The 25844-nt window shown below is 62.0% G+C and carries 1 protein-coding gene (running past one end of the window); it reads left to right on the top strand.

Annotated features, from left to right (window positions below; genetic code table 11):
- Positions 1-25844: the 3' portion of an LEPR-XLL domain-containing protein gene (locus tag DY201_RS24690; protein WP_115733991.1), read on the top strand. Its footprint begins 2614 nt before the window's first position; 25844 of the gene's 28458 nt are visible here — the last part of the coding sequence; the start codon falls outside the window, past its left edge; the stop codon is at positions 25842-25844.

Raw genomic sequence — 25844 nt, 5'->3', positions numbered from 1 at the left:
TCAAGGTCGAAGCCGTCGACGATACGTTCCTCGACGCGACGATCTACATCAACATCGACGGGCGTGGCGGTGTCGGCCGCTTGCTCAAGGGCGGTGCCAAGGCCGTCACCGGACTTGAGGCGATGAACATTGTCGGCTTCAAGGTGCCGGGCATCGCCCAGGCGACGCTTGACGCCATTTTGGGAACCTCCTTCTGGACGACCGAGGAACAGGTTCAGGTCAAGGCGTCGATCACCGATTCAGTCGTCAGCGCGGCCGGTGCCTTGTTGGTCGCAGCAGCCTCCAGGGGCGTGGTGAACGCCACCGTGTCGAACACCTCGCGTGCCGAGGCGACTGGCCTGCTCAAAATCAGCGCCAAGGCGATGGGCGTGGTTCTGGCGACCAACCAGGTCAGCCGACTGGCTTCTGCTTTGATCGACGGGGGCACGACCAACAAGTCCGTCAAGGCTGCTGGCGCGATCACCGTGACGGCGTCCGACGACACAACGGTCAATTCGAACGTCAAGATCGTCTCATCTGGCACCGCTTCCAGTGACGGCGGCTTGCATTCGCTCGAGCGCACGATCGACGGCGTTCTGGGCAGCCAGGTTGGCGGCGACCGCAAGCTGGTGGACGGGCTTGTCGTACCTGTCGCCTATGGCACGACGGTCGGCCTCAACTACGACACCATCACGGACGGCTTCAAAGGCGCCATCAATGTCAAGACCGGCGACGTCGTTGCCGTGGCCAAGCTCGGCGAGGCCGGCAAGCTCTACAAATATATTGGCTCCGACCAGACGATCAATTTCAAGCTCAACAACCCGGCGCGCAATTTCGACGACCCAGCCTACTGGCAGCTGATCAAGGGCGAGCCGGGGCAGATCTATACCTATCTCGGCGCTGACAACCCGACGCTCAATCTGCTGAACGTCGACTTTACCGACCGCGATCTGTGGAAGCCCGACACCGACTATTCGATCGTCACCGACAAGTACAATCTGCGCGCATCCGGCGGCGCTGCGACCGGTGCAGCCCTGGTGTTCAACGACGTACGCGGCGGTGCGACCGCGCTTGTGCGCAAGGTCGATCTCGAGGCGGCCCGCCTGACAGTCACGGCTGAATCCATCGGCAAGATCGAGGCCAATGCCGACATATTGAGCGAGGCCAAGGGTGGTTCCCCCTTCAACCAGGACAAGCTGATCGAAAAGGTCGCGCCGAAGGGCGCCAAGGGCTTCCTGTTCAAGAAATTTCTCTCTGGCGGCGGCACGACAAAGGCGCAGAGCGCGGTCGTGGCCACCAATCTCATCCAGGGCCAGACTTCGGCCAAGATCGAAGACAGCAAGCTCGGCACCGACGCCAACAAGATTGGCGACGTCACGGTTTTCGCCGAAAACAGCTCGCACATCGTTTCCGAAAACTCGACCGTTGCCACCGCCGCAAACGGCAACAAGGCGTCTGCGTTCCAGATTTCCAACAACACGATTGGCTGGGAACGCGGCAATCTGCTGTTCAATACGGTGGAAACTCTGCTTGGCGACGTTGTCCACAACATCGCCGAACCGGCGGGGGCGTCGGACATCCGGCTGCGCACGGAGAATCCATTCAACGTCGAGGCCTCGATCAGCAATACCGATATCACGTCCAATGGCGATGTGTCGGTGGAAGCGGTTTCCGAGGCGGTGATCTCTGCCTCCATCGACAACCGGGCAACGGCTTCCTACGAAGCCCTGTTCGACGGCAAGGTGACAAGCACCGGTGCCGTCATCTCCGGCAACAAGGTCAGCAGTGCCGCGATTGCCAAGATCAGTGGCGGCACGGTCAAGGCGGACACCGTCACCGTCAAGGCGCAGGACCGCGCCGAGATCGACGCGAGCACCAGCCTTGGCGTTACCGCCGAGCTCGACAACACCAATGGCGCCGACATCGTCAACTCGATCGCCAGCAATATCCTTGACGACTACGACTACACGACCAAATCCGGTACGCCGTCGCTCAATCTCGGCGACAAGGTGCGTATCAGCTCGGCTGACGATTACGCCGGCACCGGCGACAAGGGCGCGATCTACCAGTACATGGGCGCCGACGGCACGTCGGTTAATCTCGCCACCGCCAATTTCAACGATTTCGGCCTGTGGAAGAAGCTCAACACCGAAAGCCTCATCCCGGCATCGATGGTCAAGACCGGCCTGCTCGCTCTTGGCATGGACGAAAAATCGGTGGTCGGCAACGCCACCAGCAAGGGCGGCATCTTCGCCCGCAACCAGGTCAAGTCGAATGTCGAGGCGTCGCTCACCGACACGTCGGTCACGACGGTCGGCGACGTCACGGTCGATGCCAAGGAGTCGGCCAAGATCAAGGCCGTCGACAACAGCGTCATCGATGGCTGGGACAGCACGGCCGGCATTTCGGTTTCCAATACGGTGCAGGGTGGCGCCAAGGCTGCCGTTGACAACAGTTCCGTCGTCGCCGGCGTAAGCGGCGATCTCAATGTCTCGGCGCGCACCGACGCGACCATCGATGCGACCGCGCTCAGCAAGTTGACCAGCTCGGGCAAGACGATCGGCTTCGTCATTGCTTTCAATGCGGTGGGTTACGAGCCGGGCAACCTGTTGTTCGATGCGGTCGACACGCTGATCGGCTCGCCTGAGATCGGCAAGGCGCTGAAGGCCGAGAGCCCGGTTCTGACCACTGCCTACGTCAAGAATTCCAGCATCGATGTCGGCGGCGACATTGCGCTCGTGGCGGTCAATGTGGCCGGCATCAAGTCGGTTCTCGGCGCTGAATCGCTGATGGAATGGGAAAACGACTTCGCCGCCGGCGCCAAATATGGCGTCAGCGGCACAGCGGCAGGGGCAATCCTTGCCAGCAACAAGGTTTCCGCCGGCGCATCGGCCTATATCGACAACAGTGCGGCTGTCGATGGCTCGGGCAACGCAACCAAGACCGTCGAGGCCGGCGGCAAGGTCGAAGTGAAGGCCGACAACGCGGCCACGATTTCGGCTGACATCAAGGTGGTGGCAACAGCGCTGCCGGCAAGCACGCTGAATGCCTTGACCGACCTGATAGGCAACGCCGCCGAGCGGCTGGGCGCAGGCGATTATGACTTCACGACCAAGTCGGGCGTGCGTTCGCTCGAGCAAGGCGACAAGGTTCGTGTCGCGCTCGACTATCTCGATGTCGAAATCGACCTCGATGTGGTCACCGATGCAAGCGCGGCGGTAGACATCATCAAGGGCGACCGGGTCGAAGCGGGTGGCAAGGTCTACCGCTATCTTGGCGACACCACGATCACCACGCGCGGCGGCATCAATGTCGCCAACGCCGCGCTGTGGCAGGAAATGGACGTCAATTCCGGTGAGGTCTACGAATACATCGGCGAAACGCCACTGGCGAATGCCGACCTGACTGATGTCGACTACGGCGACATCCTGCAATGGAAGCAGCTCAGGACGTCCGATTTCAAGGACATATTCTTCCCCGAACTCGGCAATATCGTTACCACCAACGCCAAGGCGATTGGCCTGACGATCGCCTATAACGATACACGTGGCAACGCGCATGCCTATATACAGGGCGCAAAGGTCGAGGCCGGCGGCGCGGTCAATGTCGCGGCGACAGGCGCGTCGACAATCACCGCCTATACCACCAGCACCGTCACTGCCTCAGGCGGCAGCAGCATCAACGGTACCGGCAAGGTGCTGGGCTTCAACGGCCAGATCGTCACCAATGTCGTGCTTGGCAAAACCATTGCCAGCATCGCCAGCAGCAACATCAAGGCTGGCGGCAATGTCACGGTTACGGCCGAAAACGAGGCGCGCATCGACGCGCGGCTCTATTCGTCGGGCAATTCGGCCGCGACCTCGGTCGGCATCTCGCTCGCCTATAATTCCGTCGGCTGGGAAGCGCAGAACCTGCTCTTCAACACGCTCGACACGCTCGTTGGCGCTCCTTATCTCGCCGACAATGCTTTCGACGGCAACATCGGCGCCGATGCCACGGCCTCCATCCTCAAGAGCACGGTCGACGCAGGTGACAAGATCCGTGTTTCGGCGGAGTCCGATGCCCAGATCAACGCCACCGTCAGCAATGCGGCGGTAACCGACACATCGGCGCTGAAAGGCGCTTCTGGTGCCTCCTACGGCGCCATCATCGCATCCAACAAGGTCTCGGGTGCAGCCAAGGCGACGATCGACAATTCGGGCACCACGGGCAAGACGATCAAGGCCGCCAACGGCGTGTCGGTGATCGCCGACGATGCGGTCGGCATCTATTCCAATGCGAAGCTGGTGGCGTCGACGACGGTGACCAATGACGGTGGCGCCGGCATCATCCAGGAAACGCTCAACGACCTGTTTCCGGCTGACTACGACACCCGGCCCGACGCCGGGGGCACCAAGATCCGCGACATCAAGTTTGGCGACCGCATCCGCATCGCCGACGACTATCTCGGCAGCATCGCGATCGATCTCAACAATGTTCTGCCGCCGTCGAAATTCCCCATCAGCAATGGCGATGCCATCCGCTTCGAAGGCGTCGGCGACGATGCCGGCGCGATTTACCAATACAATGGCGACGACGCGATCATCGATCTCGAAGCGCTGGTGGCGGGTGGCGAGGCCAATCTTGGCCCCGACTGGACCAAGGTCGGCGGCAACGCCGGCAGCATCTATGTCTTCATGGGCTCGAATGCGCTCGGACAGGATATCGACCTTACGCAGACCGATTTCACCGATCTCGGCCTGTGGAAGGAAGCGCCCGAAGCAACAGTCCTTTTGCAGGAACTGAATCTGTCGGCGTCGCCGTCGAAGGCGGTCGGCGGGCTGGTCGTGATGAACGACGTGCGCGGCGGATCGTCGGCGACCATCACCAACGCCAATGTGACGGCGACCGCCGGCGATGTGGGCGTGTTGGCGCTGGAAAGCGCAGTCATGACCGCCAAGGTCGACAGCGCAATCTCGGCATCGGGCGGCAGTTCGGTCGACTGGGACGGCGACAAGAAGACGGGCGCTGCCGACACCAACCCTGGTACCAAGCACAAGCCCGGCTCGCCAGCTGACCCGGCAGCCGACACGACACCGGAAGGCCAGGAAAACAACACCGACAAGGTGCTGTCGATCAATGGCACAATCGCCACCAATCTGGTGCAGAGCAGCGCTGTCGCCAAGATTTCCGGATCAACGATCACCGCCGGCGGAGACGTCAACGTTTCGGCGGAAAACGTCTCGCGCATCGATGCCGACACCAAGAGTTCGGCCTACACGACGGGCGGCGACTCTGTCGGCGTCACCCTTGCCTTCAACACCATCGGCTGGAATCCGACCAATGTTCTGTTCAACGGCGTCGACGCGCTGTTGGGTGACGACCTGATCGCTGACGCATTCGGCGGGCGCAATCCGTCCTTTACCGAAGCCGGTATCGTCAATTCCGACATTTCGGCAGGTGGAAACCTGTCGGTGACGGCCGACAACCGTACCAGCATCGATGCCGAGGTCGGCAATGAGGTGACGTCGGAATCGACGTCGATCAGCGGCACCGATGGCAAGGCGCTCGGCTTCGTCATCGCCTCCAACAAGGTGGCGAGCGAGGCCAAGGCCTATATCGACAACTCGGGCAATGCGACCGCGGACGTCGATGCGGTCGGCGTGACGGTCAAGGCGACCGACGATGCCTCGATCACCTCGAAAGGGGAGATCAAGGCGCTTACCCTGATCAAGAACGACTACGGCATCAGCGTCGTTGCCAATCTCGCCAAGTCGGCGTTCGGCAATTACCAGTTCACAACCAAGTCCGGCACCCAGACTGTCAACAATGGCGACCTGATCTATATCGACACCAGCATCCCTGGCGGCCCGCAGGCGGGTGAGTTGTGGGAGTTCGATGGCGCGGACGGATCGACGATCAATTTCGACAATTTCACCGGTGCCGGCTGGTCGAAATACATCGTCAACGACGTCATCGACTTCATCAACGACAACCTTGTGCCGAGCCTTGCCGGCGGCAGCGCCATCGGCGTCGGCGCGCTTGTCATCCGCAACGACATCGACAGCGGCGCGACCGCCAAGCTGTTGAATGCCGACGTCAATGCCACCGGCAATGTGCTCGTTTCGGCCAAGCAGACGAGCGAGATCATCGCCGACGTCAAGGCGCGGGTCGAAGTGACCGGCAGCGCCAAGGGCAAGTCGATTGCCATCAATGGCGTGATTGCCACCAACAACGTGCTGAACTACGCCAAGGCGACTGTCACTGACAGCGACGTCACCGGCGCTGATCTCGATGTGCTCGCCGAAGGCGGCGCCACGATCAAGGCAACCATCGACGCGGATACCATCGCCAAGCAGGTTGCCGCCGGCATCACCCTGGCCTTCAACACCGTAGGCCTTGCCGGCCAGAACTTCCTCTTCAACACCGTCGACACGCTGCTCGGCACCGATCTCGTTGGAGCGATTTCAGGCCTCGATCCGAATGCTCAGATCCAGGCGCTGGTCACCAATTCGAAGATCGACATGACCGGGGACGTCCTGGTTTCGGCCAAGGCGAGCCAGGTCATCACTTCGGAAATCTCCAATTACGTCAAGACCTTGCGCGGCGGTGCGCCGAACGCCGTCAGTGTTGGCGGTGTGTTTGCGCTGAACCGCGTCTATGCGGTCGTCGAAGCGTCGGTGACCAGTTCCGCCGACATCGATGCTGACGGAAGCTTCACGGTCAGCGCCACCAACACCAGCAGCATCACGTCGAAGGTCGTGGCTCCGGTCATTGCCATCAACTACACCTACGGACAGAACCCGGACGGCAAGTCCGTGTCGATTGCGCCGGTGGTGTCGCGCAATGCCATCGATGCAAGGGTCAAGGCGTTGATCGACGGCGTCACGGACCTCGATGCGGCAAGCGTCAGGGTCGAAGCGACCCAGGCAGGCAAGATCGACGCGACCGCCGCGGCGGCCGCGGTGTCGGTCGCTGCCGGCACCGGCAAGGGTCTTGCCGTCGGTGTTGCCGGGACCATTGCCTTCAACACCATCGTGGGCGGGGTCGAAGCGCTGATTTCGGCCAGCGACGTCAACGCCTCCGGCAATGCGGCCGGCGATGGCGTCACCGTTTCGGCGACCAACAGCGCCGACATCGATGCTACCATTGCGGCTGCCGCGGCCTCGATCGCCGGCGGCTTCTCCGGCTCGGGCACCGCCGTGGCCGTCGGCATCGTGCTGGCCTTCAACTATATCGGCTACACCGGCAGCATCACACAGGCGGGTGTCGCCAAGCCGCTCAAGACCGACGCGCGCATCAGCAATGCCACCGTCACTGGCAACAAGGTCTCTGTGCTGGCGACGTCGAGCCAGACTATCGACGCAACCACGGTGGCAGCATCGGTCGCCATTGGCCTGGCGGGCTCCGGCGGCGCAACCGCATTCAGCGCCGGTGGCGTGTTTGTCCAAAACAGCATCGCCGCCGACACGATCGCCGCTATCGATGGCGGCACCGGAGGCCACTCAAGCATCACCGCACGTTCCGGCGGCATCGTCGTCGACGCCAAAAATCTGAGCAAGATCAAGTCGCTCTCGGCAGCGGCCACGATCGCCGCCTCGTTCTCCTCGAAGAATGCAGTCGCCGTGTCGATCGGCCTCGACATTGCCTTCAACGACATCAAGGGCAGCGTCGCCGCCAAGGTCGGCGACGCCACCATCAGCTCTGATGGCGCCATTGTCGTCGATGCGGAAAACAAGGCTGAAGTCCAGGCAATCGCCGTTGCCGCGTCTGCGTCGGTTACGATTTCGGGTGGGCGTTCGATCAGCTTCAGCGGCGCAGGTGCGACCGCCAAGAACGAGATCGACGTCGATACCGAAGCATCGATCAGCAACAGCATCATCACCAAGAGCGGCGCCATCACAGTCGAGGCGTCGGCCGAGCAGAAGATTACGGCCACCGTGCTTGCCGCATCGGCTGGCGTCGGCATAGGTTCGACCGGCATCGGCGCGTCGATCGGGGTTGCCGTTGCCATCAACAAGATCGGCAATGGTGCGGGCGACCGCAGCAAGGTCCTTGCCTTCATCAAGGACAGCGCCGTCAAGTCGTCGGGTGCGCTTAGCGTCACAGCCTTGTCCAGCCAGGACATCGACGCCATCGTTGCCGCCGGTTCGGTGGCGATTGCCGGCGGCTCGACGGGTGTCGCGGCGAGCGGCGCAGGGGCTGGGGCGAGCAACGTCATTTCGGTGGCAACCCAGGCCTATGTCGACGGCGATGGCACGACAGATGTCGGGCAAGGCGTGACGGCCGGCGTGAACGCCGCCTCGATGCTGATCACCGCGGAAGACAAGTCCGACATCTCGGCATTCGTTGGCGCCGCCTCGATCGCCTTTGCGGTGGGCAGCACCGGCGTCAGCGTCTCTATCGGGCTGTCTTACGCCGAAAACACGATCAGCAACGACATCTATGCGGGCATCCGCAATGCGAATGACGAGGTCAAGGCGACCACGTCGGGCCTGGTGATCCGGGCCAAGGATTCGTCGAAGATCAAGACCGAGTCGGTCGCGGCGTCGTTCGCGGCCGGCATCGGCTCGACCGGCATCGCCATTTCGGGCGCCGGCGCGGTCGCCAAGAACACCATCGATACAGACACCAATGCCGTCATCTTCAACAGCAGGGTGAACGGCCAGGGCGCAGTGACAGTCGAAGCGCTGTCGACGGCCAAGGTCGAAGCAATCATTGCGGCCCTTTCAGCCGCAGTGGGCGCCGGTTCCACAGGCGTCGGTGCGGCCATCGGCATATCGGTCGCCATCAACCGGATCGGCGACTGGGACGTGCCGGTCATTCCCAACAGCAATGAAGCCGATGTCTTCGTCTCGCCCGTCTTGCGGGCAAATGGCGCCAGCGGCGTCCGCGCCTATATCGGCGAAAGCGATGTCACGGCTGGAGGCACGCTGTCGGTCAAGGCCAGCTCCGAGCAGGAAATCAAGGCCATGGTTCTGGCCGGCGCCGTGGCGCTGGCCGGTGGTAGCGTCGGTGTCGGCGTCGGCGGATCCGGCGTCTATACCGAAAACATGATCGCGGTCGCCACCGATGCCATGATCACCGGCAAGTCGAATGACCTCGCCGTGATCCGCGCCGGCAACCTGCTTGTCGAGGCCAGGAACAAGGCCAAGATCGACGCCCTAGCAGGGGCCGCAGCGGTCGCCGGTGCGGTTGGCTCGGTTGGCGTCGGTGTCGCGGTCGGCATATCGATCGCCAAGAACACGATCGCCAACGACGTCAACGCCTATCTCCGTTATGCCGACGTCGCCGTCACCGACATCCCGGTACACGATCCGGTCTACAACGCGCAGTTCGTGCTGCAGAACGATCCCGGCACGGCTGCCACCCCAGGTTCGATTACCGTCCGTGCCATCCAGGAAGCGACCATCAAGGCGGATTCCGTAGCAGCGGCCGTGTCGGTCGCTGGTGGCGGGGTCGGTGTTGCGGTTTCCGGCGGTGGTGCCGGTGCGTCTAACGTCATCTTGGGCGGCACCCGCGCTTTTGCCGAAAACAGCCTGCTCAAATCTGGCGGCGACATCGCCGTCGACGCCTCGAACACCTCGACGATCACCGCCTTGGTGGGCGCGGTCGCAGCAGGCGTCGCCGTCGGTGGCGTTGCGGTCCAGGCGTCAGTCGGTGCGGGCATTGCCTACAACAATATCGGCTTCAACCATGCGGGCACGCGGATGCCCGTCGAAGTGCTTGCCTATCTCAAGGAAACCAGCGTCGACAGCTGGGGCGATGTCGCGGTCAAGGCGAACTCCAACCAGACCATCAACGCCACGGTTGCGGCCGGCGCGGTTGCGGTTTCCGCCGGCAAGTTCGCCTTCGGACTTGCCGGAGCGGGCGCGTCGACCAAAAACAAGGTTGCGGCGGAGGTGAAGGCCTATGTCGACGGCGACGGCGCCAGCAACCTGATCAAGGTCGCAACGCTCGACATCGGCGCCCAGGACCAATCGACGATCAACGCATTTGCCGGTGCAGCCGCTGTCTCGCTGGCCATCGGCCTCGGTGCGGGCGCGGTTTCCATCGGCGTTGCCGAAGCGGTCAACCTGATCGACAACGATGTTGTCGCCTATCTGGCCAGTGCGGCCAATGTCGTGGTGACGGGAAACATTCCGGTCCAGTCGAACGGCTTCATCTACCGCGGCTTTGCGAGCACGCCGCGGCCCGGCACGGGCAATGTGTTCAACGGCGTCTATGTCCCGGCCGTCTACGACCGCGTCATGCCCGCTTATGCAGTTGGAACCGGCTCGCTGCAGATTGCAGCACTGTCCAACGCCACGCTGACCTCCAACGCGGTCATGGCCTCGGTGTCGGCCGCAATCGGCATTGGTGGCGCCATTTCCGGCGGCGGCGCGATCACCAAGAACACGGTGACTTCGACCACGACGTCGTGGATTGCGTCGAGCGTCCTCCAGGTCAATGGCGACGTCACGGTTTCGGCGCGAGATACCACGACCGTCAGCACGATGGTCGACGCGATTGCGCTGGCGGTCGGCCTGATCAGTGTTGCCGCATCAGGCGCCTCGGCCATTTCCCAGATCGACAACCAAGTCTCCGCCAGCGTCGACGGCTCGACCGTCAGGGCGCGCGATGTCGTCGTCGAAGCGGTGGCAACGCCGAAAGCCTATTCCGAGGCCAAGGGCGTCAATGCCGGCACACTGGCGGTTGGCGTATCCGAAGCCAAGTCGATCGTGGGTACGCGGGTCAGCGCGACCACTTCGACGTCGACCTACACCGTCGATAATCTCCGCATTGCAGCGGCGCAGACGCTGCCGTCGAGCGGCGACACCGCGGCAGCCAAAGCCCAGGGTCTGGCTGGCGGCTTGATCGGCGTCGATTCAACAATCACCGAGGCACTCAACACCAGCACCGTCCAGGCGCTCATCGGCGCAAGCGTTGCCATCACTGCGGCGCGCGCCGTCAGCGTTGCGGCCCAGAACGACAGCCGACAGAAGGCGGAATCCGACAGTGCCGCCTATGGGCTCGTTGCCGCTGGTGCCACCAAGGCGACGGCAAAGTCGCTGCCCAGGCAGCAGGGTGGCGTGGATATCGCCAATACGCTTGCCCAGGTCGGCGCTTCGACCATCATCAATGCCGGGAGCCTCACCATCTCGGCACTTGGGTCGGACGACAACTTTGCCAGCGCCAATCCGGGTTCCGGTGGCCTCGTTGCCGGAGCATCTGCGCAGGCGATAACCGAGACGCGCGCCTACACCCAGGCCGTGCTGGGCGCGTCGGCTACGGTCAATCTGACCAAGGCCGCAACGCAGCGCGTGGGCGAGACCGATCTCGGGTTCGAACTCTACAAGACCAAGGCCGGACGCCTGACGGTCAACGCCGATCACCTGACGCGGGCGAACATCTCGATCAAGACGAGCGCCTACGGATTGCTCGCCGGGTCGGGAGCGGAGGCAGACAATTGGATCCGTTCGGATGTCGACGCCGTAATCGGCGCTGGCGCCGTTGTTAACGCGGGGGCCATCGCCATAGGCGCGGTCAATCGCTTCGACAAGCCAAGCATTGGCGGCAATGTCGATGGCAGCACCGGAGGCCTGTTCACTGGTGCCGGGGTGACAAGCGAAACCCATCTGACGCTGAACACCAAGATCACCGTCAACGACAACGCCAGGCTCACCGTCACGGGCAGCTCGCTCGAAGCCGGCGAGTTCTCGCTAAAGGCGATGAACAAGATCTTCTATCGTGAAGGCGTGGCCTACAAGGGCGGCGGTCTCGGATCCGGCATCGGTGCCGAGAGCATTTTCGATGCCGAAAACCTCTACGCCACCGTGCAACTGGGGACCAATCCTGCATCGGCGTCTTCGAATGGTGTGATGCTCAAGACGGCCGGCCAGATCGATCTCGCCGCCAACACCCATGCCGATGCGCGCGTCGACGCCAGCGTCGACAATTACGGCGGCGTCACCGTTTCGGTCGCCAATGCAACGATCAAGCTCAGCCCTGACAACAACATCGTGGTCGGCCGCGGCACCACGATCGAGGCGCTGCGCGACGTCAACATGCTCGTAGGCATGGACGCCAACTTCAACCATGACCAATACAAGCTCGGCGTCTATGCCGACACATTTGCCGGCAGCCCCATTCCGATCGACGACGTGACCGCCGATGTCTTCCTGTTCCAGTCGAACAACATCAGCATAGGCGCGCAGGCTCTGGTGCGCTCCGGCGGCAACGTCAGGCTGTTTGCCGACCGTTTCGGCCTGGCGCAGATGACCGCGCAGGGCAAGGCGGTGAACTGGGCGTCGTCGCTGATGGGGGCGATCGACAGCGCGCTCGGCGGCAAGGCGCACGAACAGTTCGACGGCACGGCCCATACCGAGGCGCACGCCGTGGTCACCGTGGACGGCACGGTTCAGACCGGCATCAACCGCACCGTCAACATCGTCATCGACAGCATCGGCGGCACGACAGCCAATCCCACCGTCATCTATCATGGTGGCGAGGCCGACGGCTCGGGTGCTGCAAATGTCTCGCTGGGAGTTGGCCAGGAGCCGCTGCAGTCCAATTATTTCAGCGAGATCGAAAAAGCCCGCGAGAAGATGGCCGAATACGGCGGCAACGCCGATCTGGTGGCGTTCTACAATGGCGAGATCAGGCGGCTCGAGCGGGAGTTGTTGTTCCTCGGCCTGGCCGAATGGAAGGACGATCCCAACTACACTGGCTCGGGCACCCCGCCGCAAGTGCTGGTGCCGATCAAGAAGAACGTTTTGACCATCACCGTCGCGCCGATCTACGCTGCCGCCGGCTATATCGATATCCGCGCAGACGTACTCCAGGGCAATGGCAAGCTCGACGCGCCCGGCGACGTCAAGGTGACAATCGAGAACAAGACCAAGGCCTTCCTCAACATCGCCGGGATCTACATCCCTGAAAACAACGGTGGTGTTTTCCTCAACGGCTTCCAGGACAAGATTTCGGACTACAATGCGGCGACCGGCCCCAACGCCACGGTGATCGCGCGTAACCTTGCCAATGTCGCGGTCGACAACGCGGCAAATCGCGGCAACGATCCGTATTTTGTCTATTCGTCGGTCGGCACCAACCTGACGATCACCAGGACCGAGGGCACCTCGGTTGCCGCCAATGTCTTGATCAAGAACAGCTGGGAAAAGGGCAATGACCCCAGCCCGTGGCCGGCGATCGTCATCTCGGGCGACATCGACGCGATCACTGCCAACGTCAAGATCGATAATTCCGTCGGTTCCGGCGACATCACCATCAATGGCAACATTCGTAGCGCCTCGCTTGATATCATCACCTTCGGCATGGTGGTGATCGACCTGCCGCCGGGCAGCGTGCTGCATAGCGGCGGCGACCCGTATGCGTCGTGGAAGCAGATCACCGGCGGCGGCATGGGGCAGGCGAGCTCGACCGACGCCGCGAACGAGATCGCGAAGCTCCCGGTCAAGGGTATCTATGCCAGCCGCATTTCGATCAATGCCGAATACATCAACCTCAACGGCCTGATCCAGAGCGGCTACGAAGACTACGTCCTCAACATCAACGCAACGACGCAGGCCGAGATCGAGCAGATCAAGAAGGATATCGCCAGTGGCAAGTTGCAGCCGGGGCTGATCGCGCTCAAGACAGCTTCGTTCAACGAATTCAAGGCGTTCTGGGATTCAGCCAACAATCGCGTGTTTCTGCAGGAGTTCCGTACTCCCGGCGGTTCGATCACCATCACCGGCAAGATGATGAACACCGGCAACGGAGCGATCAAGGCGCTTGGCGGCTATGTCAACGTGACGGTCAACAACTCGACCGACTACGACGTGGTGATCCAGCGCATCGACGTCACGCAGCGTGGCGCCGGTACGATCATCCTCAACGACAAGGCCAAGCCGGCCACGCAGAATGGCTCCGCGGTCGAGGGCAGCTACACCCAGACCTGGTACCAGACCCGCGCCGACGGCAGCGTCGATGTGCGCGTGACGCAGTTCGTGCCGCAGACGGTCGCCCCGACCGGATCGCCGACGAGCGGCAACGCGCAGCCTAACAAGAAGATGGTGTCGGTGCTGGGCGCAGGAGTTCTCGGCGCGGCGACGAACTATGACGGTGCGTTCGACTTCTCGCAGAACTATGCGATCAAGGAAGGCTGGCGTTATGGCTGGTCGGTCGCCAGTGTTCAGAAAGATCGCGTCACCAATACATACGGTACCTCCTCGTGGATCGGCATCGATGCCCTTGCGAAGGATCCCGATGCGCTGCGCAGCAGTGTCCGCGAGGTGCTCCAGGAGCCGACCCTGGTTCCGGGCAGTGACTATTTCTTCGAGAGCAATGTCAGCGCCGCTTACGACTTCGGGTCGAAGACGTCTGTGCTGAACTCGACGACGGTGACAGGCAACAAATGGACGACAAGTACCTGGTATGGAAAGAAGACCTATTACCAGGAGTACATCACCGAGACGAGTTCGCGCACCGTCGCGACGCACACGATCGAGGCCGATCGTCCGGTTTCGATCCAGTTCCTGGGTTACGAGGAAGCCACGATCAAGATCAACTCGACTGGCGCCGGCAAGGTGCTTATCGAGGGCGGCATTCTCAATGACACCGGCCTGACACAGATCATCTCGCAGACGGTCATCGAGGCGACCAACGAGAACTCCGTTGTGCAAGGCGTGCGCATCGATCTCGATGCGGATGACGGTATCGGTGCCGGCGTCTTCGCCATGCAGATCGATCTCGTCGACCAGTATCCGGACGGCTTCAAGGGCGCGAGCCAGCCGACGACCGCCTATGCCTATCTCAAGGCGACGTCGAGCCGCGGCGACATCCGCATCAACGAAAAGTCGGGCGACATGTCGATCCACACGGTGGAGGCGACACAGGGCGATGTCTATCTCTCGGCCCATGCCGGCATCGTCGTTGCCGACGGTCCCGGCGGTACCTATCTGCCTGGCCTGGTGAAGGGCGGCAGCATCAAGCTGGTTGCCGACCACTATGTCGGTGCCGCCGGCACGCTGCCCTCCGGCGCCCTTGGCGGCATCGGCAACAGCACCGCTCGCACGCTCATGCTGGATTCCGGAAACACCGACGGCGACCGGGTCAACATCATCGCCCAGGGCAATGTTTTCGTGACTGAACAGGCCGGCGACATGCGGATTGAGCGTGTCGAGAGCGCCGGCAATGTCTACATCAAGGTGGCGGCCGGTTCGCTGCTCGATGCCGACAATGTGACGGTCAAGGACGAACGCGCCTACGAAGAACTGAAGAATGGCGTGTGGACCGACCTGCAGCTGACCACCGGCACCGGCGCACAGGCCAAGATCGACAGCCTGCTGCTTGGCTACGAGACGAGCAAGCGCGCCGAGTACCAGACTTACTGGCGCTTCAGCCAGGCTTATGACGGCACTTCGGTGCGGCTGAGCCAGGCCGAGAAGGATCAGCTGGCGTTGCAATATGCGCCGGCCGATCTTCAGGCCGCGATCGACACGCTGGAAGCGAGCCGTACCGCCCAGTATCTGCTGCTGAAGCAGACCTACGAAAGCTATGGCGACATCAGGCGCACCGACATAGATGCCGCCTATGAGCTGTATTGGAGCTATCGCAACGGCCAGGCCAATCCCACCGTCTACAATCCGAATTTCGTTGTCGGCGTTTCGACAGCCGAGACCGACGTCCTGCGTGAGCAACTGCGCGTCCAGGGCATCAATGCCTTGCGGGCAGAAGGTCTGACTGCGCTTCGGACACAGGGGCTTGTCGATCTGCGCGCCGAAGCCGAGGCGCTCAACCTGGCATCGGAAACCCCGCTGACCGGGCAGGCGCTCGAGGATTACCTGACCGCCTATGTGGAGGACAGGATCGATCCATATGTCGGCGAACATATCGGCGACTATATCCTCGACGGGCTGGACGACTATGTCGACAGCAGGCTGGATGCGGCGGTCGATGCCCTTTCGGCCAGCAAGACGGCCGACTATCACGACCTGCACAAGATGTTCGGACGCCTCGGCGAGAGCGCAGAAGACACCGCCTGGACCGGCCAGAAGATGCTCTTTGCCGTGGGGGCGAAGGCGGATGCGCTGAAGGCGACCGTCAAGGTCTGGACAGAAGACGAGCTCTTGCACGCATTCGGTGCGGGCCTCACCAAGTCGGTGAGCGACACCGAAATCGTCGACGAACAAAGCAACATCACTGCCAAGAAGATCACAATCGAAACCTTCAAGTCGGTAGGCAGTGTCCAGGGCGATACCGTCATCGACCTCGGCAATGGCAGCCAGCAGGTCACCCTGAGCGACGATGAGCGGGTGGCCCTTGCCGCCGCCGAGCGCCAGGACGTCGTCTTCATCTCGGGCTACGAAACCGGCCGCAGCGATGCGACCAAGTTCCTGGCAGGCGCAAATGTCAGCTTCGCGACCGAGGCAGGGCGCGGAACGATCACGCTGGCAAGCGGCAACTGGCCGGCCGTGTTCAAGGCTGGCGATCTGATCTATGTCGAGGGCAGTGCTGCCAACGGCACAGGCGGCGGTTATCTCAAGATCGACAAGGTCGTCGGCAACAAGATCACCCTCATCGAAGGCCACTCGGTCAGTACGGAAACCGCGACCGGCCTCAAGATCGGCGTCGCCCAGTTCGCCAGCGCCTTTGTCGAACAGGCCAAGGTCAATTTCGGCAATATCGGCAACAATGGCACGATCAAGCTGATCGCGGGTACCTGGCCCGCCGGCATGTTCAAGGCCGGCGATCTCATCTACATCGGCGGCAAGACGCAGAACGCGACCGAAGACAGTGCCTATTTCACCGTGAAGTCGGTGAGCGGCAACACCATCACGCTCGCCGATGGCGAAATGCTGACTGTCGAGCTCGGCAGCTCGGTCAACATCGGTGCAGTGCTCGACGATCCGATGGATACCCAGGGACGCATCACCAAGGTGATCGTCAATCGTCGGGAAGATGTCGACATCGCCGCGACCGACCTGGTGACGGTCAAGGCTGGCGAAGCCGTCTATCTTGGCTCGGCCGGCAGCATCAAGCTTGGCAACATCGTCGCCGGCGATGGCACCGTGGCAGGCGACACGATTCGCATCAAGGTCGACGGCAACCTTACCAATGGCCTGTCCGCAGGTGCTGGGGTCAATCTCGATGGCCGCGATATCCTGCTCGAGGCCGGCAAGGGCCATATTGGCGAGCTTGGCAATGCGGTCACAGTCGCCATGCGGGGCGAAGGCGGCCTGATCGCGCGTGCACAGGACGATGTCCGCGTCACTGCGCCGTCGACGGATCTGCGCCTGGAATCCGTCTACTCACGCAGCGGCGACGCCATCCTGACGGCGACATCCGGCTCGATCCTCGACGCCATCAACGGCTCCGACGCAACCAAGATCGAAGCGCGCCACATCATGCTGAGTGCTGCGGGGACCATTGGCTCGGACACCAACGCGCTCGAAATCGACGTCACCGGAACGGTCAACAATACCTCGACCGGCCATCTCAACGACGGCACGATCATTGCCAATGCCGATGGCTCGATCTTCCTGACTGAGAACCATGGCGACATGAATGTGCGCGGCATCAAGTCGGCCCTCGGCGATGTCAGCCTGACCGCAGCAGCCGGGTCCATTCTCGACGCTGAATTGCCCAGCGGTTTCGAACCCGATGGAACACCGATCCGCACCAAGGCGGATGTGATCGGCAGGCACGTCACCTTGCGCGCCTTCATGGACATCGGAGCGCTCGGGGACAATCTCGAAATCGACAGCTCCCATGCCTCAACCGGTTCGGTCAGCGCCTATACCGATACGGGCAGCGTGTATCTGGTCGAAGCGGCAGGCGACATGATCCTGCGGGAGGTCAAGACAGGCCTGTTCGACAATGCCTCTTTCGAGGACGCGGTGGCCTTCCTGACCGTGCTCAATGGCAGCATGATCAATGGGCGCTCGGACGCATTGGCCAATGTGGTGTCGCGCCGAGCCTATCTGTTTGCCAGCGTCGACATCGGCCAAGGCAACAAGCGTGTCGTCACCCAGGTCGGCAATCTCGAATCCTGGTCGCGCGACAGCAACACCTGGATCCACAATCTCGGCGCGCTTGTCGTTGGCGGTGTGCGCAGCGATATCTCCGGCGTCAATGCCGGCGGCAGCGCCTTCATCAAGGCGTCCAGCCCGATCACGATCGCCGAAAACAGTGCTGTCATGGACAGCGAACTCGAGTTCTGGGCAACCGACAAGGCCGGCGGCGACGACGACATCATCGTTGGGGCAGGCGTGACGTTGACGGCCACCGAAGGCGAAGTGCGTCTGTTGGCCGGCGACGACGTGCTGGTCAATGCGACTGCAACGATCATCGCCAAGACCAGGATCGTCATTACAGGCGATTACCAGCCTGTGGGCGAGGCCGACCCCGATATTGGCACGGGCGCCACGATCCAGCTGTTCGGCAGCTTCCAGGCGCCGACCATCGAGATCAATGGTGGTCGCGACAACGACCATATCCTGCTCGACGTGGTCGCCCTGCGCGGCAACAGCTTCGTTCGCGGCGGTGACGGCAACGACGAAATCGTTGTCGACAAACTGCCGACGATGAACACCTATCAGGGCGTGGTGAAGGCGGTATTCGCCAAGGATGCGAATGGACGCGACCTGCGCGACGAACTGACGATCGACGGGCAAGCGGGTTCCGACGCGGTGATCATCAACATCGACGGCGCCTCCGATTATGTGATGAATGTTCGCGACAGCGGCGGGGCTGCAAATGGCGAAGACACGCTGACCATCGAAGGTACCGCGCTTGCCGATACCTTCCTGTTCCGCAAGAATTTCATCGCCAATCTGCGGCCGATTGCCGGCGGTTATGCGCCCGCCATCGAGCGCATCAACTACAATGCGAGCATCAACGGCCGCGTGCTGGTCAACGGCAATGCCGGCAATGACAGCTTCTATTTCGATGACAACGCGGCAATCCTGACTGTCGATGGCGGTGCCGGCGACGACCTCTTCCAGGTCGGCCAAGTGTTCGGCAGCTCGCGCAATCAAAAGGTCGATGCCGATGGCAAGCTCGACCCGAGCGGAACCTACGCCATCACGCCGCTCGAGGACCGTTTCGAAACAATCAACACAACGCTTGGGTACCTGTCGAAGGGCATCACCTTGCCGGCGGTACTGTATGGCGGCGATGGCAACGACAAGTTCAATGTCTATTCGAACCATGCCGACCTGCGGCTCGAAGGCGAAGACGGCAACGACGAGTTCGTCATCCGCGCGTTTGCGCTGGCCGAAGGCGTCAACGTCAAGCTCAATGGTGGTGCCGGCGACGACATCATCCAATACAATGTCAACGCGCCGGTCAGCATCGATGGTGGTGCTGGCTTCGACAAGGTCGTGGTGCTGGGTACGGAGCTAGCCGATGTCTTCGTGATCACCAAGGACGGCGTCTATGGCGCCGGCCTGACGGTCCGCGTCGCCAATGCCGAGGCTATCGATGTTGATGGTCTTGAGGGCGACGACACCTTCTATGTCCTGTCGACGGCCAGCGACGTCGTCACCACGCTGATCGGCGGCCTCGGCAGCGACACGTTCAATGTCGCCGGCGATGTCACCAAGACTGTCGTGTCGGATGACGGCAATGGCGGCAGCGGTATTGTCAGCCACACCGTTTCGAGCACCGACCCGCGCTACAACGGCCTGTTCGTGCGTGGTCTCGACCTGACCGCCAAGGGCGACGGCACTGCCGCCGTCGATATTGGCGACGGGGTGAAGGTGCGCGAGGGCGACAGCAGCTTCGACACCTATCACTTCACCTTGCCGGCGGCGCCGCTGGCGGGCACCATCGCCTATGTCACCGTTTCCGCCGCCCAGGCGTCCGCTGCCCTGCGCGGCAAGAGCGGCAAGACCATCCTGGTATCGCTCGATGGCGTCACCTATTCGGAATCGCTGACGATCGCTTTCGACGGCAGCAACTGGCAGGCCGGCGCAACGATCTTCGTGAAGGCCGCCGATGATGCTGCCCATGAAGGGCCGGCTGTCGTCGCCATCAGCCATTCGGTCATCCATCTCGACAGCAACGGCAACCCGCTGCCGCCGACCGCGGAAGGCCAGTTCGACGGCTATCAGATCCCCAACGTACTGGTCACCGTCATCGACGACGACAAGCCGGATGTTCTGATCACCGAAAGCAGCGGCTCGACCGGCGTGCGCGAAGGCGACGCGGTTGGCGACAGCTACACGGTCGAGCTGACCAAGCCGCCGGCAGCGGGCGAGATCGTGACCGTCAAGCTGGCCACCAGCAATCAGCTGACCCTCTCCGTGGTGGAGATCAAGTTCGGACTGGTCGCCGATCTGGCCAACGGGATCTTTGCCTGGAACGATGCGCAGACCGTCACTGTAACGGCCGATGCCGACGGCACGCCGGAAAACCGGATGGTGCAGCGGATCGCGCATTCGGTGGAGACGAGCCAGCCGGCTGGTGGCGTCTACGCAGGTGTGGAGAGCCAGGAGGTCAATGTCGACCTCGTCGATGCCGAGACGCCAGGCGTCGAAATCATCGAAACAGACGGCAGCACCACCGTCTCCAAGGCGGGCGAAACCGACAGCTACCAGATCGTGCTGACGGCGAAGCCTACAGCTCCGGTCAGGGTCTACATCAACATCGACGGCCAGGCGCGGGCGCTTACCAACGCAAGGGTCATCGCCGACGGTAACCGGTTCTATGTCGAGTTCAACGACAGCAACTGGGATTCGCCCGTCACGGTCGATCTGGTCTTCGATGAAAATGGCGAAACCACACCCGACGGTATCAGGGTGTTCTCGCAGCAGCCGCACGAACTCAACCGCATCACGGGCCCGCTGCACATCGTTGGCGGGGTCGGCGAAACCGACAGGTCGCTCACCAAGGCTGTCGCGTTGCCGACGGAAGCCAATCATCCTGTGGTGGTGAGCACCGGTCAGAACGGCACAGGCGATGTCGATCAACTCGTCCTGTTCAGCGATACGGCGCAGGCGCCGCTCAGTGGCGTGCTGACCCACAACACCATCACCGGCTTGGGAATGCCGTCAGACCCGCTGATGGTCGACTACAATGACGGCCAGCCTCCGGTGGCTGTGGCGCGTGGCATCACCTACACCAATGTCGGTGTAGTGGAAGTGCTGCTCGGCACCGCGAACGACAATTTCGTCATCGAAAGTACCAACCAGAACACGCTGACGGTAGTTCATGGCGGCGGTGGCGCCGACACGTTGACAGTCACTGGCAGCACCGGGCCGGTTGTCTTGTTTGGCGATACGTCCGCCGACGGCAAGCGTTACGGCTCGACCCCAGGTACCCCGAACGGCACTGCCTATTCGTTCCTGAATACCGGCAACGACATCATCAATGCCGCGGGTGCAACCGGCGTCGTGGTTATCGACGGTGGCGCTGAAAACGACACATTGACCGGGGGCAAGGGCACCAGCTTCATTGCCGGCGGCGCCGGCAACGACATTATCACGGGCGGTACAGGCAAGAACTGGATCATCGGTGACTCGGCCTTCGACGTGGGCTACCTGACCCGCACTGTCACCATCGACGATGACGGGATCAACGCTCAGGGGGTTACCGAACTGGCAGGCTCCGACACCATCACCAGCGGTGCGAGCGACGACGTGATCATCGGCGATCACGGCATCATCGCGCAAAAGGCGACAGTGGACGGTTCCGACCTGGTGCTCTCGGTCGGCACGCTCGACATGATGCGTGATCGTCCTGTCCTGTTGGTTGCGACGAGCAATCCGACCAAGGGCGGCAACGACACCATCAATGCCGGCTCGGGCAAGAACGTCATCTTCGGCGGCATGGGAGACGACGGCCTGACTGCCGGCAATGGCGACAGCGTCATTCTTGGCGACAACGGCATGGCGCTGTTTGATGTCGATGGCTCGCGTCTGCGCATCGAAACGATGGATCTCGCCGATGGCGGTATCGACACCATCGTCGTGCAGAGCGGCAACCATGTGCTGATGGGCGGTTCGTTCGGCGACAGGATCACGGCCGGCGGCGGCAACCACATCATTCTCGGCGACAACGGCAAGGCGATCTACCTCGCCGGAGGGCTTGCCGCCGTGCGCAGTGCCTGGGACCAGAATGACGGCGTCGACAACATCGAAGCGGGCAATGGCAAGCATGTGGTGTTTGGCGGCGGTGCCGGCGACAGCATCAAGATCGGTACTGGCAGCAGCGTGGTGTTCGGGGACAGCGGCTATGCCGAGTTCAACGGCACGTTGCCTTCGCTTGCCTATTCGATCGACACCAGCAGGGGCGGGGTCGACACGATCGTCACCGGCGGCGACGACCAGATCGTCGTTGGCGGCGCCTTTGGTGATATGATCACCACGGCCGGCGGGGCCGATATCATCTTTGGTGACAATGCGCGTCTCGAATTCACCATCACCGGCGCAGTTGCCAACCTCAACAAGGGCTTCTCCATAAGCCCGCTCGATGGCGGCGGCGACACCATTGACGCCGGCGGTGCCAACGACATCGTTGTCGGCGGCACAGGTGCAGACACCATCTACGGCGGCACCGGTAATGATCGGCTGTTCGGCGACCACGCCCTTTTCGATGTCACAAATCCGGCAAGTCAGCGCGTCATTTCGGTGCATGTCGGGGCGGCAATGGGCGCCGGCAACGACACCATCTATGGCGATGCCGGCGACGACATCATTGCCGGCCAGCAAGGCAACGACACACTGTATGGCGGTACCGGCGACGACGATATCATCGGCGGCCATAATGTGCTCGGCGGTGTCGATGGCGATGACACCATCATCGGCGGTGCCGGCGAAGACGTGCTTGTCGGCGACAATGGCATCATCGCGCGCGGCGTGGTTGGGGGCACGAGCTGGAAGAACACGGTTTGGCAGCTCAATCCGCAGGTTCCGGGCAAGTTGCCTTCGCTTCTGCGCGAGGTCGTCCTGTTTGATCTCGTAGATGGAATTGGCGGTGCCGATACCATCTATGGCGGCGATGACGACGACAGGATTTTTGGCCAGCGTGGCAATGACAGGCTGTATGGCGATGCCGGCATCGACGAGATCGTCGGTGGCCTTGGCGCTGACACGATCGATGGCGGCGCCGGCAACGATATCATCCTTGGCGATGCCGGACAGATCCTCAGGGCGTTCAACGCCAACGGCACTGCCGTGCTCAACAGCGACAACAGCTGGCACCGCGACGTTGTCCTCGAAGAAGTGGCGACGATCACCGGCTTGGTGGCGCTGAGCGCCAACAAGACCATTGATCGCAATGGGCTGTCGATGAAACTGCTGTCGCCGGATGTGCTGCTGATTGGCGGTCTGGCCGGCAATACCGACGGCTCCAACGTCATGTCCACCTCCGGCACCTGGAACACGCAGGCCATCGGCCTCGACCTGGAAGTCGCCTACAACGACACGATCGAGGGTGGAGACGGCAATGACGTGCTCTTCGGCCAGCGTGGCAACGACACGCTGAGCGGAGGGGCAGGGGACGATACGATTTTCGGTGACCGCGCCTCGAACACCAGCGGCTTCAACACCGACCTGCCAAAGATCGTCAACGCGTTCCGAGTGATAGGGGCAGCGCAGGGCATCAACGTGAACTTGCCGTTCGGGGGCGAGCTGATCGTGCCGGCGGCAAACCTGCTTCCGTCCGAAGTTACGACGACCATGCCGCAGATCGAGCTTTATCCGACGGCTTCGGGTTTCCTCGGCGAATTCTCGGCGAAAAACACCCTGTCCTTGTCGGCGAGCCAACGCTTCGTTGCCTTTGCCTCGCTCGTTGGTGACGTGACGCGCATGGGCGACATTGCCTATGGCAACGACACGATCAAGGGTGGTGCGGGCAAGGATACGATCTTCGGCGACGATGGCCGCATCGGGGCAATCGTCGAAACGGGCTTGTCTGTCATCGACAAGGAAATCTCGGGACTTTCGGTGTCGTTGCGCGACATGCTGGTCGATTTCTCGTCGCTCGGCTTCGCGCAGAATGCACTAAGCGCCCTGCCCAATGCCGCGATCGTCAATGTCGAAATCGGCAAGGACACGATCGACGGCGAAGGCGACGACGATACGATCTTCGGAGACAGCGGCACCGTGCTGGTGCCGTCGACCCAGCTTGTCGTCACTGCCGCCAATTCGACTGCCGCCGCCCTCAAGCTGCACAACTGGCTTATGGATTTCCATACGGTTGTGGCGGACGCGTCGTATACGGCCCACGCCGCAGGCGAAAAGGTGGTGCAGGATTTCGGCACCAAGACCAATCCGGGCGGTGCGGTATTCGTCGCCGGCCAGACTGTGTTGCGCAGCGCCACCCATCGACTGCTGATCGGCAACGATACGATCACGGGCGGAGCCGGGGGAGATTTGATCGTCGGCGATCACGGGCTGGTCAACGTGCCTCTCGTCACCTTGGCGACGAGCCCACGACCCGATGGGCTGACGACGGTCGAACTGAACGCCATCAATGCAGCCCTGGCAGCACAGGATCAAAGCCGCACGACCGCCTTGACTGCCCATATCGCGCGCGATCACGCCATCGATGCCACAACCAACAAGTCAGGTGACTGGCTCTTCGGAAACGGCAGGGGCTACGGACTGAGTGTCGGCAATGACACGATCTCCGGAAATGACGGCGCCGATGTCCTGATCGGAGATATAGGCCTGATCGAACAACCGATGATGGGGATCAGCCTGACTGCGGCAACCCAGTCCGCGGTTGCGACCGGCTTGCAGGATGCCTTCTTCAAGACGATCGATCGCCTGTACTTTGGCAATATCAGCAGCCCGACGGCCAAGGCTGAGGCGTGGGGCGTGCAGTCGAAGCTGGCCGCGGCCGGAACCAGGGACTGGTCGAGCAATGGTTCGGTGAATTCCTGGCTGCTCGACACGGCAGACAAGCGCCAGCCGCAACGTCCGGCGTTCGATTTCATCGTGCTCAACAGCGATGTCATCTCCGGCGGACTCGGCAATGACCTGGTTTTCGGCGACATTGCTGCGATCTTGCCTATCGTCGAGACGACCGGCCAGGCAGGCATGATCGAGAAAATGCGTGTGCTGCCGGTCGCCGAGACGGGGGCGACGCTGACCTCGACATTGCGTTACGTCTACAACTTCGGTCTCCACGGCTATCTGCATGGAACGGCCGCGACCGACGTCACGCGTGTTTCGCTGTTCAAGATCGACGCCGATACGATGTATGGCGACGACGGCGATGACGTCCTCTACGGCTTGCTCGGCGACGATTTCATCGTGGCAGGTGCAGGCAACGATCAGCTTTCCGGCGGTGCGGGCTACGACACGGTCAATGGCGGCACCGGCACCAACATTCATGGCTTTGACCGCTTGCGCGACAAGGCCGTGGCTGGCGGTGGACAGGATGTCGTGCGCCAGACGTTGGACGCCTCGTCCAGCAGTCTGGTGCTTGGCCGGTCGTGGATCAGCCCGCTGACGATGGGCATCGGTTCTCACGTCAACAATGCCGTCGGCATGCTCAACCCTGCGCAAACCAATGTCGTTCGCGTAGGCGCCGCTGCCGCCCCGGCTGCGGGGATGTCCACGACAACGCGGAACATCAGTCCGATTGCGCAGCCTGCCGTGTGGAAACCGAGTGTCGACGTGCAGTTCAAGAAGGCTGTCGACGCGTCGGCATTGACGCACAGCGAAAGTCAGCCGCTGGCGCCGGCCGGCTTGACTCCGTTGCGAGCGCTTGCGTTTGATACGAGATCGCCGAACGACATCATAAGCAGCATCCGGTCTGGCAATATTGTTCTAAGGGTCGGAGCTCAGAGCAATGTTGCGCCCTATCTTGATCTCGATGTGCTGCTGTTCGACGACAAGTCAAACAGCTTCATTGCCGGTCGTGGCACGGACGACGACATTGCCTTCTATTGA

Source organism: Aminobacter aminovorans, from assembly GCF_900445235.1.
Classification (GTDB): domain Bacteria; phylum Pseudomonadota; class Alphaproteobacteria; order Rhizobiales; family Rhizobiaceae; genus Aminobacter; species Aminobacter aminovorans.
This window is presented reverse-complemented; position numbering and strand designations above follow the sequence as displayed.